This window comes from Arcticibacter sp. MXS-1 (assembly GCF_041902385.1).
In the GTDB taxonomy this organism is placed as follows: domain Bacteria; phylum Bacteroidota; class Bacteroidia; order Sphingobacteriales; family Sphingobacteriaceae; genus Arcticibacter.
The window spans coordinates 2,157,232-2,173,365 of sequence record NZ_CP169244.1 but is presented as its reverse complement, the minus strand read 5'-3'; the positions used below and the strand labels follow the sequence as shown (position 1 = coordinate 2,173,365).

The window sequence follows — 16,134 nt, the reverse complement described above, 5'->3', positions numbered from 1 at the left end:
CGTCTAATTATTTCTGAAATAGTTCTCTTCCAATTCCTGATAAGACGGGAGTGCACGAAAATGCCACTTGTTGACTACCACTCCGTCCTTTAACAAAAGCAGTCCGGGATTAGCCCTGACCATACTTTTCAGCGGCACGGCGTCGACATAGAATGTCTCCATAACCAGGCGATTCTTTCTGCTGAACTCTTCAGCTGATGACGCCGAGGCAGAGGTGAGCAGTACTGCGCGGATGTTATAGTTCTCCCCCGCATTAATGGCCAGGGCATTAAGATCGCCGATGGCCTTGACATTGGTCTCCGGCAGGTTATATGCAACGACCACGAGGTTATAATAGGGGCTCTCAATGATCTCGCGGGTGTAATCTGTGCCCTGACTATCCATGATGCGGAGATCACTGATTTTTGGCTGATACCCCTTTTTAATGAGCTTATTTTCAGGTTCGCCGGTTATCTCCCAGTTGGCATCTTTCCAGATCTCGGTCTTAAGGTACTCCTTATCCGTCATCCGTTTCGTTTCCCCCGTCTTCTTATTCTTCAGCGTGTAGTTGATCTCATACTCGTCCTGCGGAGCACCGGGAGGCACACTCATATACGCAGGGAGGTTGGCCCCTTTATGATAGGGCAAAAAATCAATGACAGGGAGGAAATTATATGTGTACAAGCCGAAGCCAAAAGACAAAACAACCACAACGCCTACAGCAATGTCCATTAGCTTTTTGCCGAACAATGGTGCGATCTTTTTCCGCTTCACAAAGATCACCAGAATAAAAGCAAGCAGGATCAGATCCTTACTGAACGATTGCCAGGGAGTGAGCGGAATGGCGTCGCCAAAACAGCCGCAGGTTCTTACTACGTCGAACGCAGCCGACCAGAAAGTAAGAAAAGTAAAGAATATGATCAGCAGCAGAAGGCCCCATGCTACCTGTACTCCCTTGTAGCCGAGCAGCAAGGCTCCGCCCAGGATCACTTCAAAGGCACATATCAGAATAGAAAGGCCTGCAGAATAATCATTAAGGAAGGTAGTATGAAAAACTTCAAAATATTCCTCCAGTTTGTAGCCAAAGCCAAGCGGATCATTTGCCTTAATCAGCCCGGAAAAGATAAAAAGCACCCCGACAAAAATTCTGGAGAACAAAAGCAGGTAGTCGCGGGAGCAAACCGGATGAGTAAGGGTATCTGTTGTTTTAGCACACATGGGTCGGTAAATTTCTTATGTCTGATCTGGTACGGTAAAGATAGCAGAAAATCATATTTCATTTTTTTCATTTTCCGACACTGCTGCTACTACCACAGACATGGCTGCCGGAGAAAAAGTCTCCAAAATACCCTGGGAGACCGCAGCCAGCAAGCGGCAGTTGTTACCTGCTGTACCCGAGCTTGATCAATGCGAAGACGGAGTAGTTCAGCATATCCTGGTAGTTAGCCTTCACCCCTTCTGATACCAGAGTCTGCCCCTGGTTATCTTCAATTTGCTTCACCCTGAAAAGTTTCATCAGGATGAGATCGGTCAGAGAGCTGATGCGCATGTCGCGCCATGCCTCTCCGTAATCATGGTTCTTGGCAAACATCAGGTCGCGCGTCTCTTTTACAATTGAATCGTACAACTCTGCGACCTGATCGGGAGGAAGATCGGCAGGGTCATCATCCGAAAGCCCCATCTGTATCATAGCGATCACACAGTAGTTGATGATGCCTACGTATTCTGAGGTGATATCTTCACCCACCTTCGACACTTTCTTCTCCTCCAGAGTCCGGATGCGCTGTGCTTTGATAAAGATCTGATCAGTGATAGAGCTTAAACGCAATATGCGCCAGGCGGTTCCGTAATCCTTTGTTTTCCTGATAAAAAGATCTCTGCAACTGCGAATTACCGCATCAAATTCTTCGGAAGTATTATGTGCCAAAACGTTTACGATATTTGATTTAAAGATGAATAAAGCGCTATTTTGCGATTATGAGGGATAAAAATACGGTTTTTCAGGTAAAGAAAACGATTAATGCCCGCGGACGCCTTCTGGATCTTAGCAGTCCGAAGGTAATGGGCATTCTCAATATTACGCCCGACTCATTTTTCGCCGGCAGCCGGCTTAGTTCGCTTGACGAGGCAGAGGCTGTAGCAGAAACGATGCTGCGGGATGGCGCAGATATCCTCGACCTGGGAGCTTACTCGTCGCGTCCGGGCGCGGCAGATATCACGGCAGAAGAGGAAAAACAGCGACTCCTCCCTGTCATCATGCGCTTATCAAGCAAATTTCCTCAAGCAATCCTCTCTGTCGACACCTTCCGTGCCTGCGTTGCCGAAGCAGCCATCGGAGAAGGAGCGCACATGATCAATGACATCTCAGGCGGAGAACTTGACCCTGCTATGTTTGAAACAGTGGCCCGGCTTCAGGTCCCTTATATTCTGATGCATATGAAAGGTACTCCTCAGACCATGAACTCCCTTGCAGAATACGATGACCTGGTGCAGGAAGTGATGGGCTACCTCATTGAAAAGACGGGACGATTGAGGCAACTGGGGCTGAACGACATTATCGTTGATCCCGGTTTCGGCTTCGCGAAGAAGAAAAACCACAACTTCAGCTTACTAAAAAGTGGTTCCCGCCTGAAAGCGCTCGGACTCCCTATCCTGGCCGGCCTTTCGCGAAAAAGGACCATTTGGGAAACCCTTGGCACGACGGCCGCAGATGCACTCAACGGCACAACAGTCTTAAATACCATCGCCCTGATGCAGGGCGCCGACATTCTCCGCGTGCACGACGTTAAAGAGGCAGTTGAGGCAGTCAGGCTGGTAACCGCCCTTGGCTCCGCAGCAGGATAATACCTGTTCTTCAATCCAGTTCTGCCCTTGGCGTAGACACGCTTTACTCGACCTTTACCGCCGCCCCATTGAAGGGAGATACAGATGAGTACCTGTCCCGAATCAGTGCTGAGCGTGTCTAAGAGAAGGCTCGGAGAAAGGTGGGAAAGCACCCGGAAGGAACGGGCTAGTTTTGCGCCGAAGATCAGGGAAGCGCAAGATGCCCGGCTGAATATACTGCGTTCTGAAGAGCCGGCACTATCCGTCAAGAAAAAACGACTGTTCTTCGCAAGATGCGGCGAATTTCCTATCTTGTCCACAACCACAACCTAGGTTCAGCGCGAATGCCGGCAAGCCGGAGTGAAGCCGTCTGAAGGTGTGTTGTGACCTTTTAAAACAAATACTTGCACAAGAAGGACTAAAGAAGAGATGGACCGATTTGACCTGAGCTTTCTGCACCTCCGCTTCCTGGATATTATCGACATTATCCTGGTCGCCTTTATCATATATTACATTTACAACCTCATCCGGGGAACCATAGCCGTGAACATTGTACTGGGGCTCATCATCATCTATTTGGTGTATCTCATTACGGAGCAGCTTCATATGCGGTTGCTCAGCAATATTCTCGGTGGCTTTGTATCAGTTGGTTTCCTTGCGCTCATCATTGTCTTCCAGCAGGAGATCCGGCGCTTCCTGCTTCTGATCGGTAAAAACGCAGCTCTCCACCGGAACAAATTATGGAAAACGATCCTTTCGGGGAAGAAGGAGCTGGAAAAAGAGGCCACAGTAACGTCTGTAAAACCGATCATCGATGCCTGCAAGAGCATGCAGAACAGCCGCACGGGGGCACTGATCGTCTTTGCTAAATACTTCGACGACCAGTACTACCAGAACACAGGGGAGCCCATTGACGCATTTATTTCAAAGCGGCTCATAGAGACGATCTTTAAAAAGAACAGCCCCCTGCATGACGGGGCAGTTGTCATCTCAGAAGGCAAAATCAAAGCGGCAAGCTGTATCCTTCCCGTGAGCGACAACATCAAGCTTCCTCCGCAGTTCGGCCTGCGCCACCGGGCAGGAATTGGTATCACCGAAATGAGCGATGCCGTTGCCGTGATCGTTTCCGAAGAAACGGGGCAGATAGCTTACGCCAAACAGGGCCGGGTAAGAATGGATGTAAGCTATCGGGATCTGGAGAAGCTGCTCACCAGGGACATTTAGCTGCTTTTACCTCTCGGGCGAGTATTGCCTCATCCATGCTAAGACGGTTGCGGTATCTGCATCACTCAGCTTTGCCCCCTTATGAATAAGCAGATAACTTGAAAGAGGCATCTCCCCCTCCTTAATTACGTCTGCGCTTTCCTGAAGTTTATGCCGTGACTTGTCAGGATCATAAGCCGCAAACTCGTCAAAGTTAAGCTCTTCCTTCCCTTCCTTCACATGATGATCGAGCCACCAGCCAACAGGCTGCACATTGGCATACCAGGGATAAGCGGTACGGTTACTATGACAATCATAGCAGGCGCGTTTCAACACGGAAAGTACAGGCCCGGGGACCGCGACGCATTTTTCGAATGATTTTGGCCCTCCGCTTACTCCCTGGTTCCTTGCGGGACGGATAAGCTGAGCCATCAGGATCAGCAATCCGATAACGACTAAAAACTTTTTCATAACTTTCTATTTAATGAAACGTGTGATCAACTTCATTTCCTCCGTGGTCCTCTACCCTTTCGTGCACCTGTCGTTCATGCCATTTCCACAGCTCAAACCAAAGGACGGATGCCAACGAAACTCCGGCTGAGACAAGCAGCGATTTTACCGATAGCGGAACTACTCTGAAGAATGCCGCAACAGCCGGAACATAAAGTATTACAGCAAGAAGCAGCAAGGTTAGTCCTGTAACCGCCGACATCAGTTTATTGCGGTGGCGCATGGTGCTGAACAGAGAGTAGTAAAAAGATCGGTTCACCTGCGAGAGGAAAATATTGGATAAAATAAGAGTAGCAAAGACCATGGTACGTGTATAGCTTTCGTCCGCTGCCGCCCGAAGTGAATATTGATATACGATTAAGACACCGCTTGTGATGGCAAGCCCCTGAATTACGCTCATCCACATTTCAGCTCCGGAAAGGAATGTGCTGGTAAGTTTTCGCGGAGGTCGCAGCATCGCGTTCCGTTCCATTGGCTCATTCTCATAAACGATTGAACAGGTAGGTCCCATAATCAGCTCCAGAAAGATTACGTGGACAGGCGTCAGGATATTGGGATAGATCCAGCCCAGGAACAAGGGTAGCGCCACTGCAGCGATTATTGGAATATGAATCGAGATGATATACTGAACAGCCTTTTTCAGGTTCGTGTAGATCTTGCGGCCCATGGCGACAGCATCGAGCATACGCGACAGGTCATCATCAGACAGGACCAGAGCAGCAGCACTTTTTGCTATTTCTGTCCCTCTCTGGCCCATGGCTATTCCTATGTGGGCTGCTTTTAAAGCAGCTGCGTCATTTACTCCGTCGCCCGTCATTGCCACCACATGCCCTTCTTCCTTCAGCAGATTGATGACCTCGAGCTTGGCCTCCGGATACATGCGCGCGAAGATGGCCGACTCACTGAGCTGTCGGTTACGTTCCTGCCTTCCTGCTTTTATAAAGTCGGATCCTTCAACAGCACGATCCGCATTTGCCATGCCTGCCTGCCGCGCCACAGCACTTGCGGTTGCCGTACTGTCGCCTGTCAGCATCTTTACTGCAATTCCTGCCTGACGGAACTTTTCAAACACCTGGCGGATGTTGGGCTTTGGCGGATCATAAAAGGCCAGCAGACCCCGGAATACAAAAGGAAGATCGGTCTGATCAGCAGGAAAAACGCTGCCAGCGAACTCAGACGACGCCACCGCCAGCACCCGGTACCCTTTAGAAGACAGCTCTGCAACCTGATCCTCTATCTTTCTCTCATACGCCCCTTCCAGCCGGCAAGCTGCGAGGACCGCCTCAGGCGCACCCTTTGCTGCTATAATCCTTCGCCCCTTGCTGTCCTCAAAAATATGCGTCATCATTGGAGGTATGCCCATCAGCGGATACTCATGCACCATAGAAAACTCGCTCCTTCTGTCTACTCCGCTAATCTGCCCGTAGATCTCATGCAAGGTCTTCTCCATGGCATCAAACGGAACAGGCTCACTCGCCCACATGCCAGCCTCCACGACACTGCCAGTCCAGCTATCCCAACTATCTCTGGAGAAATAGGCTCTATTGTTGGCGGCCGCGAATACAGCCTCCAGCTGCATCCTGTTCTCAGTAATGGTGCCTGTTTTATCAGTACAAATGACGGTTGCACTGCCAAGGGCCTCAACAGTACTGATCCTTTTCACGATGATACCCGACTTGAGCAATCGCCAGGAACCAAGGGCCATAAAAGTGGTGAAAGCAACCGGAATCTCTTCCGGCAGAACAGACATAGCAAGCGTGAGGCCCTTCAGAAGACTGTCAACAAAGCCGCGTCCCGTTAAAAAGTTAACCGCACATACCAGGACAAAAACCGCTATCCCCGCTGTCGCCATTAATCTCACGAAGTTCCTGATCTGTATGCTCAGGGGCGACTCCGAGTCTTCCATATTTGCCAGCGCTCCCCCCAATTCTCCGCTCCTTGTCTTGCCTCCAATTTTAAGGACCCGGCAAACCGCGAGCCCGGAGGTCACGAGGGTACCGCTATAAACCATCCTGTCATCGGTCAAATCTGACTTGAAAACAGAGGCACTCTCACCTGTGAGGGGCGACTCGTCCACGGAAAAGTCATTGCTATTGATAATTTCTCCGTCGGCGTTAATGATGTTGCCTTCCTCCACCAGCATCACGTCGCCCACTACAATCTCGTGAGTGGGAATTTCAAGCACGCGGCCGTCGCGTATCACCTTACTGCATGCCTCAGTTAACTTCCGCAACTCGTCCAGTGCCTTTTGGTTTCTGCGGTCCTGATAAAGAGAGATCCCAGAAACGATCAGAATGGCACTCAGCATGAAAATACCCTCGCCCGTCTCGCCTGCAATAAAGTAAAGAACGGAAACGGCTATAAGAAGAAGGAGCATCGGCTCCTTCAGAAGACCGGACAAAAACGCCCGCATTCCCCCTGCTGGGCATTAAGAAGTTCATTGCTGCCATGCGCCAGCCTAGAGGCCCTCACTTCGGCTTCGGTCAGTCCCTTCACTGCAAATGTTGTATGCTCTGTCATGAATTTTTAATTAGAAATATGCTGCCAGTCGGCAAGACCTGCGCAGCGAAAAGAATGCCCTTTAAAGGGCGTTAGAAGAACCAGAAATATGCTACAGGATCAGATCAGCCTGGGTGGCTGAAACACAGAACGGCCAGCCGCTTCAGAAGGGATATGCTCCTCATAAGCAACATAGACCACTTCAACCTTAGGGGAGCCGACCAAACAAACTGAAACAGGGACGGGTGGCATCACAGTCATTGCTGCGGCGCAGTAGTCCCGGGACGCCTTGAATGGAAGCTTCATATCTTCCTGGTAATCCTTGTCAAAGGGCTGGGGATCGAGATAGTGGATCTTCAGAAACTGACCGACTGTAATGGAGGGATTGTCCCGATGGTGCTTCTCGTAGTGCACCACAAGAAGAGGAAGCTTGAACAGCTGGTGCACATCAGTGGCGCCGAATGCATAGATCAAGATTAGCAATATGGCAATTTGCTTCCTCATGTTCGTCAAATTTAGACATTAGGCACCTTAGCCGCTCTAAAAGAGTGCAATATTGAAGTAATCCAGATAAAGAGATAAACAGGCGCATTAGGCGAAGGAACTTCCAAAAAGGGAGATCTGCGCAGTGGAAGGTGAAAGGGAGGTACAGGAGCAATAGCAAAGCTAAAAAAGAGAGGCCGTGTGACGACGAGGGCACTGAAAAAGTTCTAAGGGACAAAAGGAGTAGAAGACGAGGGTTTTCTGCTCCTTTTTTGTATCTTAAAGTGTCGAAAGAAAGACACTAAGATGCTTGCCCAACAACAACAGATACAGTTCAGCGCGTTTTCAGGGCTATATGACCTGATCGTTCCCAAAGACAATCTTCTGCGTAAGATCAACGACCTGATAGATTTTACATTTATCTATGAAGAACTGGTCAGCAAATATTGCATGACCAACGGCAGGAAGGCTGAAAGCCCTGTGCGAATGTTCAAATACCTGTTGTTGAAAACGATCTATACGGTTTCGGATGTGGATGTTGTTGAGCGTTCGCAGTATGATATGTCCTTCAAATATTTCCTTGATATGTCGCCTGAGGAAGGAGTTATCGACCCCAGTTCATTAACAAAGTTCAGGAAGCTGCGGTTAAAGGATAATGATCTGTTAAACCTGCTCATTAATAAAACAGTAACAATAGCTATTGAAAAAGGGATCATCCGGTCAAAGTCTATCATTGTTGATGCTACCCATTCCCTGTCGAGGTCAAACCCTTATTCAGCCTTGGAAGTACTACGGGAGCGTTCAAAGCTACTGCGCAAAGCGGTATACGCGATAGATGAAGACATGAAAGCAATAATGCCTGAAAAGAACAGCACAGAGGAATTGGATAAAGAACTGGCCTATTGCAGTGCATTGGAAAAGTGTATCGAAGCTGACAAGACGCTAAGCCAGATACCGTCGGTAAAAGAGAAGTTGAATCTGTTGAAAGAGACGGTGGCAGATACGCAGGAACACTATACATTATCCAAAGACAGGGATGCCAAAACAGGCCATAAATCAGCTGATAGTTCATTCTTTGGTTACAAGACCCATTTGGCGATGACAGAGGAGCGCATCATCACTGCTGCTGTAGTTACTTCAGGGGAAAAGGGCGATGGCCCCCAACTCCCCAAACTGTTGGAGATCAGTCAGCAAAATGGCATTAAAGTAGAAACGGTCATCGGCGATTCAGCTTATTCAGGGAAAGATAACCTTGCCTTAATGAATGGACAAGGCATCAAAACGGTGGCCAAACTGAACCCTGCCATCACCCAGGGGGTCAGAAAAGAAGAAGATAAGTTCGATTACAATAAGGACGCTGATATGTTCGTCTGCCCGGCGGGACATCTGGCCTTCCGAAAGGCACGTTGCGGGAAAAAAATATTGGAGAAAACCAGGTGGACACCTATTACTTTGATGTTGAAAAGTGTAAGGTTTGCCCATTGAGAGAGAATTGCTATAGGCCCGGAGCAAAGTTCAAAACCTACTCGGTTAGTATAAAATCAGACACGCACCTGCAGCAGATGGCATTTCAGGAAACAGACGAGTATAAGCAGAAGATCAAACACCGGTATAAGGTCGAAGCCAAGAACAGTGAACTAAAAAACGTTCATGGCTATGGCCGGGCGATAGCCTATGGCATCGAAAATATGCAGATGCAGGGCGCACTGGCCATCTTTACTGTAAATCTGAAAAGGATCATCAAACTGATCAACTAAGTTCCCGGAAAAATCACGCCCGATTGCCCAATCTGTTCTGTATACGCCTGTATCGGCTATAAAAAACCACCCAACCAAATAGTGGACAAAAAGAAAAGCGACCAAGTAAAAGTTGCCTTTCTCTTGATCGCTTTTTTAATACAGCATTATTGAGCTGCTTTTTCAGTGCCCTCTGTGACGACCACGGCCTTCTTATACTTTAACTTAACAATGGGTGCGCACAGGCAGCCGTTTTAGCAATAAACCTCAAATGCACTGCTGAGGTTATCAGCAATCATCTGAGCGGGACGGCCCTCGATCTGGTGACGCTCAATCATGTGAACAAGCTTTCCATCCTTGAAAAGAGCCATAGATGGAGAAGACGGAGGATAAGGCAGCATATAGCTTCTTGCTTTATCTACAGCGTCCTTTTCCATTCCTGCAAAAACTGTCACCAGCTTATCAGGGTGCTTTTCTCCCTGGACCGCCATCTTAGCAGCCGGGCGTGCATTGGCTGCAGCACAACCGCATACCGAGTTCACTACTACAAATACAGTCCCTTCACTCTTAAGTACGTCATCAACTTCTTGGGGAGTCTTTAACTCCTGGAATCCAACCTTTGTCAGTTCTTCCCTCATAGGGGCTACTAAATATTCCGGATACATATCTCTTAATTTTCAAAGCTAATACTTGCAAAAGTAAGAGGATGAGATGGAACTTAAAACACACTGGTGTAAATATTTGAAGGTGCTCTCTGCCACTTTCCTTGTAAATCAATCGATTGTCATCTTCACGACCGCCCTTATAATTGTTTGATATTCACGGCTCGATGCGGTACTTTTGCATAAATTTTTAAACCAAAAACTATGTCATCAGTAGAGACAACTTACATTCCTTACAAAGTGAAGGACATTTCCCTGGCAGAATGGGGACGGAAAGAAATTGAGCTGGCGGAAGCAGAAATGCCTGGATTAATGTCGCTTCGTGCTGAGTACGGTCCTTCAAAGCCTTTAAAAGGGGCGCGTATCGCGGGCTGCCTGCATATGACGATCCAGACTGCGGTCCTGATCGAAACCCTTGTAGAACTGGGAGCTGAAGTGACCTGGTCGTCCTGTAATATTTTCTCCACGCAGGATCACGCTGCTGCCGCAATCGCTGCTGCAGGGATCTCTGTTTATGCCTGGAAAGGCATGACTGCGGAAGAGTTCGACTGGTGTATTGAGCAAACCCTGTACTTTGGAGAAGAACGTCAGCCTTTAAACATGATCCTGGACGACGGCGGAGACCTTACTAACATGGTTTTCGACAAGTATCCTGAGCTCATCGCTGGCATCAAAGGATTATCTGAGGAAACGACAACCGGAGTACACCGCTTGTATGACCGGATGAAGAACGGAACCCTCCACCTTCCTGCAATCAACGTAAACGACTCTGTTACCAAATCGAAGTTCGACAATAAATATGGCTGCCGTGAATCACTTGTTGATGCAATCCGTCGCGCAACTGACGTGATGATGGCCGGTAAAGTAGCTGTCGTGTGCGGTTATGGCGACGTGGGCAAAGGCTCTGCCGAATCGCTCCGCAGTGCAGGTGTACGTGTGATCGTAACTGAAATTGATCCGATCTGTGCGCTGCAGGCTGCCATGGAAGGTTACGAAGTTAAGAAGATGATCAATGCTGTAAAGGAAGCGGATATTGTGGTAACCTGTACCGGAAACTGCGACATCGTTCGTGCCGAGCACTTTAAATTGATGAAGGATAAGGCGATAGTATGTAACATCGGTCACTTTGACAACGAAATCGACATGGCCTGGCTGAACCAAAACTACGGCAACACCAAAGTGGAGATCAAACCACAGGTTGATAAATATAATATCGACGGCAAGGACGTCATCGTTCTTGCAGAAGGCCGTCTGGTCAATCTCGGATGCGCTACCGGACACCCTTCTTTCGTAATGTCGAACTCGTTTACCAATCAGACACTTGCTCAGATTGAATTGTGGACCAACCCTGGCAAATACGAAAACAAGGTATATACGCTTCCTAAACATCTGGATGAAAAAGTGGCCCGTCTGCATCTTGCCAAAATTGGGGTGGAACTCGACGTACTCGACCCTCATCAGGCAGAATACATCGGCGTGACGCCGGAAGGCCCCTATAAGGCCGACCAGTACAGATATTAATTGAGTTGTGAGTTGCGGGTTATGGGTTGCAGGATGAGAGTTTGAGGTGTGAGTGATCGGTTCTAAGTTGCAACCCATTGCAACACATAACCCGCAACAAACAACACTCAATCCTCAATACATAACAGCAGCGCGCAGCGCGCAACACGTACCCGCAACGCACAACACATTAACACCGTGACCAAACTTTCTGTTAATATTAACAAGATTGCCACTCTGAGAAACTCCAGAGGCGGCAACAATCCCGACCTTATAAAGACCGCCCTCGACTGCGAGCGTTTCGGAGCTCAGGGAATAACGGTACACCCCCGTCCTGATGAAAGACACATTCGTTATCAGGACGTCTATGACATTAAAAGCGTCATTGCGACGGAATTTAACATTGAGGGAAACTGCCAGGAGCAAAAGTTCGTCGATCTTGTTCTTGCAAACAAACCTGCCCAGGTTACTCTTGTCCCTGATGCTATGGGGCAGATCACGTCAAACCATGGCTGGGACACTGTTAAACATCAGCAATACCTAAAAGACATTATTGCCGTCTTCAAGGAGTCGGGCATCCGGGTCTCCATCTTTGTTGATCCTGAGCCCCGGATGGTGGAAGCAGCGGCCACTACCGGCACAGACCGCGTTGAGCTCTATACCGAAGGCTATGCTAAGGAATACCTGCACAACCGTGAACGCGCTATTGCTCCCTACGTTGAAGCAGCTAAAGTAGCGGGACACGCTCAGCTTGGCTTAAACGCCGGCCATGATCTCGACCTTCACAACCTGAAATATTTCGCTCAGCACATTCCGGGTCTCCTGGAAGTGAGCATTGGCCACGCCCTCATATGCGATGCCCTGTACCTCGGCCTGGAGAACACCATTCAGATGTACCTGCGTCAACTGGCCACGAGCTAGGTGGCGGTTGGCTGATAGCTGTTGGCTGTTAGCTGTTAGCTTTTAGCAATCGGCTATCAGCTATCAGCTTTCCGCTTTCCGCTTTAAGCTTTAAGCTTTCTTGTTACTTCCTGCCTAAAGCCGTAACTTTGTGGTATCTCTTTATATTTCAATTTCATGGACTTAAATATCGATTTCAAAGAAAAATTTGAATCACGCCATATTTCCCCTGACGGTTCTGAAACTTCCGAAATGCTGGCTACCATTGGCGTCTCTTCTCTTGACGAGCTGGTCGACCAGACGGTACCTGCCCAGATAAGGCTGCGTCAGCCTCTTAACCTTCCGGCGCCAAAGAGCGAGTTTGACTATCTTAACGGACTAAAACAAACTGCTTCCAGGAATAAGGTTTTCAGGTCTTTCATAGGGCAGGGATACTACGACACCGTTACCCCTCCGGTTATTTTACGGAACATTTTTGAGAATCCCGGCTGGTACACTCAATATACGCCCTATCAGGCGGAAATTTCGCAAGGCCGCTTGCAGGCTCTCCTGAATTTCCAGACCATGATCATCGATCTGACAGGAATGGAGATAGCAAATGCTTCGCTTCTTGACGAGGGAACAGCTGCCGCTGAGGCTATGTTCATGCAGTTTAGCCTCCGCGCCAACAAGTCGGCGAACGTCTTCTTCGTGTCTGAGAACATCTTCCCTCAAACGATTGACCTGCTAAGAACCAGGTCAGCTCCTTTCGGCATTGAATTGCAGATCGGGAACCACGAAACTGCAGAACTGACGGAGTCCATGTTCGGAGCGATCGTTCAGTATCCTGCCGGAAACGGAGAGGTTTACGATTACTCAGACTTTGCTGATAAAGCCCATGCTAAAGGGATCAAGCTCACAGTTGTAGCCGACATATTAAGCTTGTCGCTCCTGACGCCTCCGGGCGAATGGGGAGCAGACATTGTGGTTGGCTCCACGCAGCGTCTGGGCATTCCAATGGGCTTCGGTGGCCCCCACGCAGCCTTCTTCGCCACGAAGGAAGAGTACAAGCGTTCCATGCCGGGCAGGATTATCGGTGTTACCATCGACTCTGCTGGCAACTATGCACTCCGGATGGCCCTTCAAACCCGTGAACAGCATATCCGTCGCGACAAGGCGACATCGAATATATGTACAGCACAAGCCTTACTTGCTATCATGGCTGGGATGTACGCTGCTTATCACGGACCGCGCGGACTAAAGGCAATAGCCACCCGCATCCACAGTCTGAGCGTACTGCTTTCCGACGCCCTTCAGACGCTCGGTTACCAGCAGCTAAACAGCTCGTACTTTGACACCATTCGTTTCGACGCCGGCGAGCTTTGTGGTCCTCTCCATGCTGAGGCTCTGAACAACGAAATGAACCTGCACTATAAGGGTTCAGTCGTATCGATATCTCTTGATGAGACGAGTTCCGTAGACGACGTTAAAACCATCGTACGCTTCTTTGCCAAAGTAAAGGGAAAAACGATTCACGACGTCGACTTTGAGGCCCTGAGAAGAGATTTAAGCTCCCCAATCCCGGCTTCGCTGGAAAGGAAGTCAGAATTCCTTACTCACCCGGTCTTTAACAGTCATCATTCAGAGCATGAAATGCTCCGCTATATCAAATCGCTGGAAACAAAGGACCTCTCCCTTTGCCACTCCATGATTCCGCTCGGCTCGTGTACCATGAAGCTGAACGCAACAACGGAGATGATACCAGTGACCTGGCCGGAGTTCAGCAAGATCCATCCGTTTGCACCTACCGACCAGGTGGGAGGCTACATGCAGATCATCGATGAGCTAAACAAATGGCTAAGCGAGATCACTGGCTTTGCAGCCATGAGCTTCCAGCCAAATGCAGGTGCTCAGGGCGAGTACACAGGATTGATGGTTATCCGCGCTTACCACGCCGACCGTGGCGAAAGCCATCGCAATGTTGCCCTCATCCCTTCTTCTGCCCACGGAACCAATCCTGCCTCGGCAGCAATGGCAGGCATGAAGATCGTCGTTGTCAAGTGCGATACGAACGGCAATATTGATGTAGCTGACCTTAAAGCAAGAGCGGAAGAGCATAAAGACAACCTTTCCTGCCTGATGGTCACTTATCCCTCTACGCACGGGGTATTTGAAGAAGCCATCATGGACATCTGCGCAATCATCCATGAAAACGGCGGACAGGTTTATATGGATGGAGCGAACATGAACGCGCAGGTAGGACTTACAAGTCCTGCTACTATCGGCGCCGACGTTTGCCATCTGAACCTGCACAAAACCTTCTGCATTCCGCACGGCGGAGGAGGACCTGGAATGGGCCCCATTGGGGTAGCCAAACACCTCGTCCCTTACCTGCCTGGTCATGCCGTGGTAGATATACAGAGAGAAAAATCTATTCCTGCTGTTTCCGCAGCGCCATGGGGCTCTGCCTCCATCCTGCTGATCTCCCATGCCTATATTGCGATGATGGGAGCAGAAGGACTGAGGAATGCCACCCGGTACGCCATTCTGAACGCGAACTATATCAAATCGCGTCTGGAACAACATTACCCGGTACTTTACTCAGGCAGTCAGGGACGATGCGCGCATGAAATGATCCTCGATTGCCGCGCATTCAAGAATTTTGGAATTGAGGTCACCGACATTGCAAAGCGGCTGATGGATTATGGATTTCACGCTCCTACTGTATCTTTTCCGGTGGCCGGAACTTTAATGGTTGAGCCTACAGAATCAGAACCAAAGCACGAGCTGGACAGATTCTGCGACGCACTGATTTCCATCAGGGCAGAGATAGAGTCGGTTGAAAACGGATCAGCAGATAAGGTTCAAAATCCGTTAAAGAATGCCCCGCACACCGTATTCGCAGTAACGGATGACAACTGGAACAGACCTTACAGTAAACAACAAGCAGCATTTCCGCTGCCATATGTGACCGAGCATAAGTTCTGGCCTGCTGTCGGCCGCGTAAACGACACGCATGGAGACCGCACCCTCATTTGCTCTTGCCCTCCGATTGAGGAATATGCAGAAGCATAAAAGCAATATCAAAAAAAGGCAGCCGATGGCTGCCTTTTTTTGATATTAATTCTCTGATTAGTGCGCTGCCGCTACTGCATCGAGAGCAAAGACCTTTCCAAGGTTGTCTGTATTGCTGCAGCTAACCTTCAGGTCCTTCACGAAGCCTGAGCGGATATCGACCACCCAGCCATGTACTTCCAGATCAGAGCGCTCTTTCCATGCATTCTGAATAATAGTGGTCTTGCACAGGTTATATACCTGCTCAATTACATTCAGCTCCACCAGTCTGTCTGCCCGTACCTGCGGATCTGTGATCAGGTCGAGCTCGTGAGAATGGAGGCGGTACACGTCTTTGATGTGGCGCAGCCAGTTGTCAATCAATCCAAACTGCTGCCTGGTCATTGCAGCAGCAACACCACCACAGCCATAGTGTCCGGCTACGATCACATGCTTTACCTTTAGAACGTTTACCGAGTAGTCGAGCACGCTCAGCATGTTCATGTCTGAATGCACGCAGACGTTAGCAATGTTGCGGTGCACGAACACTTCGCCTGGCTTGGTGCCCGTGACCTGGTTAGCAGGCACGCGACTATCGGAACAACCGATCCACAGCACTTTTGGACTCTGTCCGGAAGAAAGCTTCTTAAAGTAATCGGGGTCATTCTTCAGCTCTTCTTCCACGAAGAGCCGGTTCCCTTCGATTAGCTGCTCATACGTTGTTCTCTGAGACTCCTTGATTTCTTTAATCTGTGCGTCGGCTATATTATTGTCTTTTGCCATATATCTTTTATTGTCTTATGAAT

12 protein-coding genes and 1 pseudogene are annotated in these 16,134 nt (G+C 49.1%); 6 read left to right on the top strand and 7 right to left on the bottom strand.

From position 1 onward, the window contains the following. Positions 1 to 3: 3 nt before the first annotated feature. Both ACES2C_RS09375 and ACES2C_RS09370 read right to left on the bottom strand, forming a co-directional pair. Positions 4 to 1,197: a BT_3928 family protein gene (locus ACES2C_RS09375; protein ID WP_374166684.1), complete on the bottom strand. Its 1,194-nt coding sequence runs from the start codon at positions 1,195 to 1,197 to the stop codon at positions 4 to 6. A 163-nt stretch (positions 1,198 to 1,360) separates the two neighbouring features. Next, the gene (locus ACES2C_RS09370) at positions 1,361 to 1,906 is read right to left on the bottom strand and encodes a DUF1599 domain-containing protein (protein WP_374166683.1); all 546 of its coding nucleotides are present in this window, start codon (positions 1,904 to 1,906) and stop codon (positions 1,361 to 1,363) included. 50 nt (positions 1,907 to 1,956) lie between these two features. Here ACES2C_RS09370 and folP point away from each other — a divergent pair, with 50 nt between their 5' ends. Further along, positions 1,957 to 2,823, top strand: a complete 867-nt coding sequence (gene folP / locus ACES2C_RS09365; protein WP_374166682.1) for a dihydropteroate synthase — start codon at positions 1,957 to 1,959, stop codon at positions 2,821 to 2,823. A gap of 408 nt (positions 2,824 to 3,231) precedes the next feature. Next, positions 3,232 to 4,026, top strand: a complete 795-nt coding sequence (gene cdaA / locus ACES2C_RS09360) for a diadenylate cyclase CdaA (protein ID WP_374166681.1) — start codon at positions 3,232 to 3,234, stop codon at positions 4,024 to 4,026. 6 nt (positions 4,027 to 4,032) lie between these two features. Here the strand turns inward: cdaA and ACES2C_RS09355 are convergent, their stop codons facing one another. From ACES2C_RS09355 to ACES2C_RS09345, 3 genes are all read right to left on the bottom strand, one after another. After that, complete coding sequence (locus ACES2C_RS09355; RefSeq protein ID WP_374166680.1) at positions 4,033 to 4,476, bottom strand: heme-binding domain-containing protein; 444 nt, start codon at positions 4,474 to 4,476, stop codon at positions 4,033 to 4,035. 10 nt (positions 4,477 to 4,486) lie between these two features. Further along, positions 4,487 to 6,928 (bottom strand): cation-translocating P-type ATPase, encoded by a 2,442-nt coding sequence (locus tag ACES2C_RS09350; protein WP_374166679.1) that lies wholly within the window; start codon positions 6,926 to 6,928, stop codon positions 4,487 to 4,489. Positions 6,929 to 7,134: 206 nt separating this feature from the next. After that, complete coding sequence (locus ACES2C_RS09345) at positions 7,135 to 7,518, bottom strand: hypothetical protein (protein WP_374166678.1); 384 nt, start codon at positions 7,516 to 7,518, stop codon at positions 7,135 to 7,137. A gap of 285 nt (positions 7,519 to 7,803) precedes the next feature. Between ACES2C_RS09345 and ACES2C_RS09340 the strand changes: the two are divergent. Continuing rightward, positions 7,804 to 9,254 (top strand): annotated as a pseudogene (locus ACES2C_RS09340) (IS1182 family transposase). Between the two features lie 233 nt (positions 9,255 to 9,487). Here the strand turns inward: ACES2C_RS09340 and ACES2C_RS09335 are convergent. After that, positions 9,488 to 9,898, bottom strand: a complete 411-nt coding sequence (locus ACES2C_RS09335) for a BrxA/BrxB family bacilliredoxin (RefSeq protein WP_374166677.1) — start codon at positions 9,896 to 9,898, stop codon at positions 9,488 to 9,490. 201 nt (positions 9,899 to 10,099) lie between these two features. Here ACES2C_RS09335 and ahcY point away from each other — a divergent pair, with 201 nt between their 5' ends. The 3 genes from ahcY (at position 10,100) to gcvP (ending at position 15,349) form a co-directional block, all read left to right on the top strand. Next, on the top strand, positions 10,100 to 11,416 hold the full coding sequence (gene ahcY, locus ACES2C_RS09330; protein WP_374166676.1) for an adenosylhomocysteinase: 1,317 nt from the start codon (positions 10,100 to 10,102) through the stop codon (positions 11,414 to 11,416). A 177-nt stretch (positions 11,417 to 11,593) separates the two neighbouring features. Then, a complete protein-coding gene (locus ACES2C_RS09325; protein WP_374166675.1) occupies positions 11,594 to 12,316 on the top strand; it encodes a pyridoxine 5'-phosphate synthase in 723 nt (240 codons plus the stop codon). Between the two features lie 156 nt (positions 12,317 to 12,472). Next, complete coding sequence (gcvP, locus tag ACES2C_RS09320; RefSeq protein WP_374166674.1) at positions 12,473 to 15,349, top strand: aminomethyl-transferring glycine dehydrogenase; 2,877 nt, start codon at positions 12,473 to 12,475, stop codon at positions 15,347 to 15,349. A gap of 57 nt (positions 15,350 to 15,406) precedes the next feature. Here the strand turns inward: gcvP and can are convergent, their stop codons facing one another. Continuing rightward, positions 15,407 to 16,111 (bottom strand): carbonate dehydratase, encoded by a 705-nt coding sequence (gene can / locus ACES2C_RS09315; RefSeq protein ID WP_374166673.1) that lies wholly within the window; start codon positions 16,109 to 16,111, stop codon positions 15,407 to 15,409. Between the last annotated feature and the right edge of the window lie 23 nt (positions 16,112 to 16,134).

What these genes read in the sequence shown, in the direction of transcription:
- ACES2C_RS09375 (WP_374166684.1), bottom strand. Translation starts at nt 1,197, where the DNA reads ATGTGTGCTAAAACAACAGATACCCTTACTCATCCGGTTTGCTCCCGC.
- folP (WP_374166682.1), top strand. Translation starts at nt 1,957, where the DNA reads ATGAGGGATAAAAATACGGTTTTTCAGGTAAAGAAAACGATTAATGCC.
- cdaA (WP_374166681.1), top strand. Translation starts at nt 3,232, where the DNA reads ATGGACCGATTTGACCTGAGCTTTCTGCACCTCCGCTTCCTGGATATT.
- ACES2C_RS09355 (WP_374166680.1), bottom strand. Translation starts at nt 4,476, where the DNA reads ATGAAAAAGTTTTTAGTCGTTATCGGATTGCTGATCCTGATGGCTCAG.
- ACES2C_RS09350 (WP_374166679.1), bottom strand. Translation starts at nt 6,928, where the DNA reads ATGCGGGCGTTTTTGTCCGGTCTTCTGAAGGAGCCGATGCTCCTTCTT.
- ACES2C_RS09345 (WP_374166678.1), bottom strand. Translation starts at nt 7,518, where the DNA reads ATGAGGAAGCAAATTGCCATATTGCTAATCTTGATCTATGCATTCGGC.
- ACES2C_RS09335 (WP_374166677.1), bottom strand. Translation starts at nt 9,898, where the DNA reads ATGTATCCGGAATATTTAGTAGCCCCTATGAGGGAAGAACTGACAAAG.
- ahcY (WP_374166676.1), top strand. Translation starts at nt 10,100, where the DNA reads ATGTCATCAGTAGAGACAACTTACATTCCTTACAAAGTGAAGGACATT.
- gcvP (WP_374166674.1), top strand. Translation starts at nt 12,473, where the DNA reads ATGGACTTAAATATCGATTTCAAAGAAAAATTTGAATCACGCCATATT.
- can (WP_374166673.1), bottom strand. Translation starts at nt 16,111, where the DNA reads ATGGCAAAAGACAATAATATAGCCGACGCACAGATTAAAGAAATCAAG.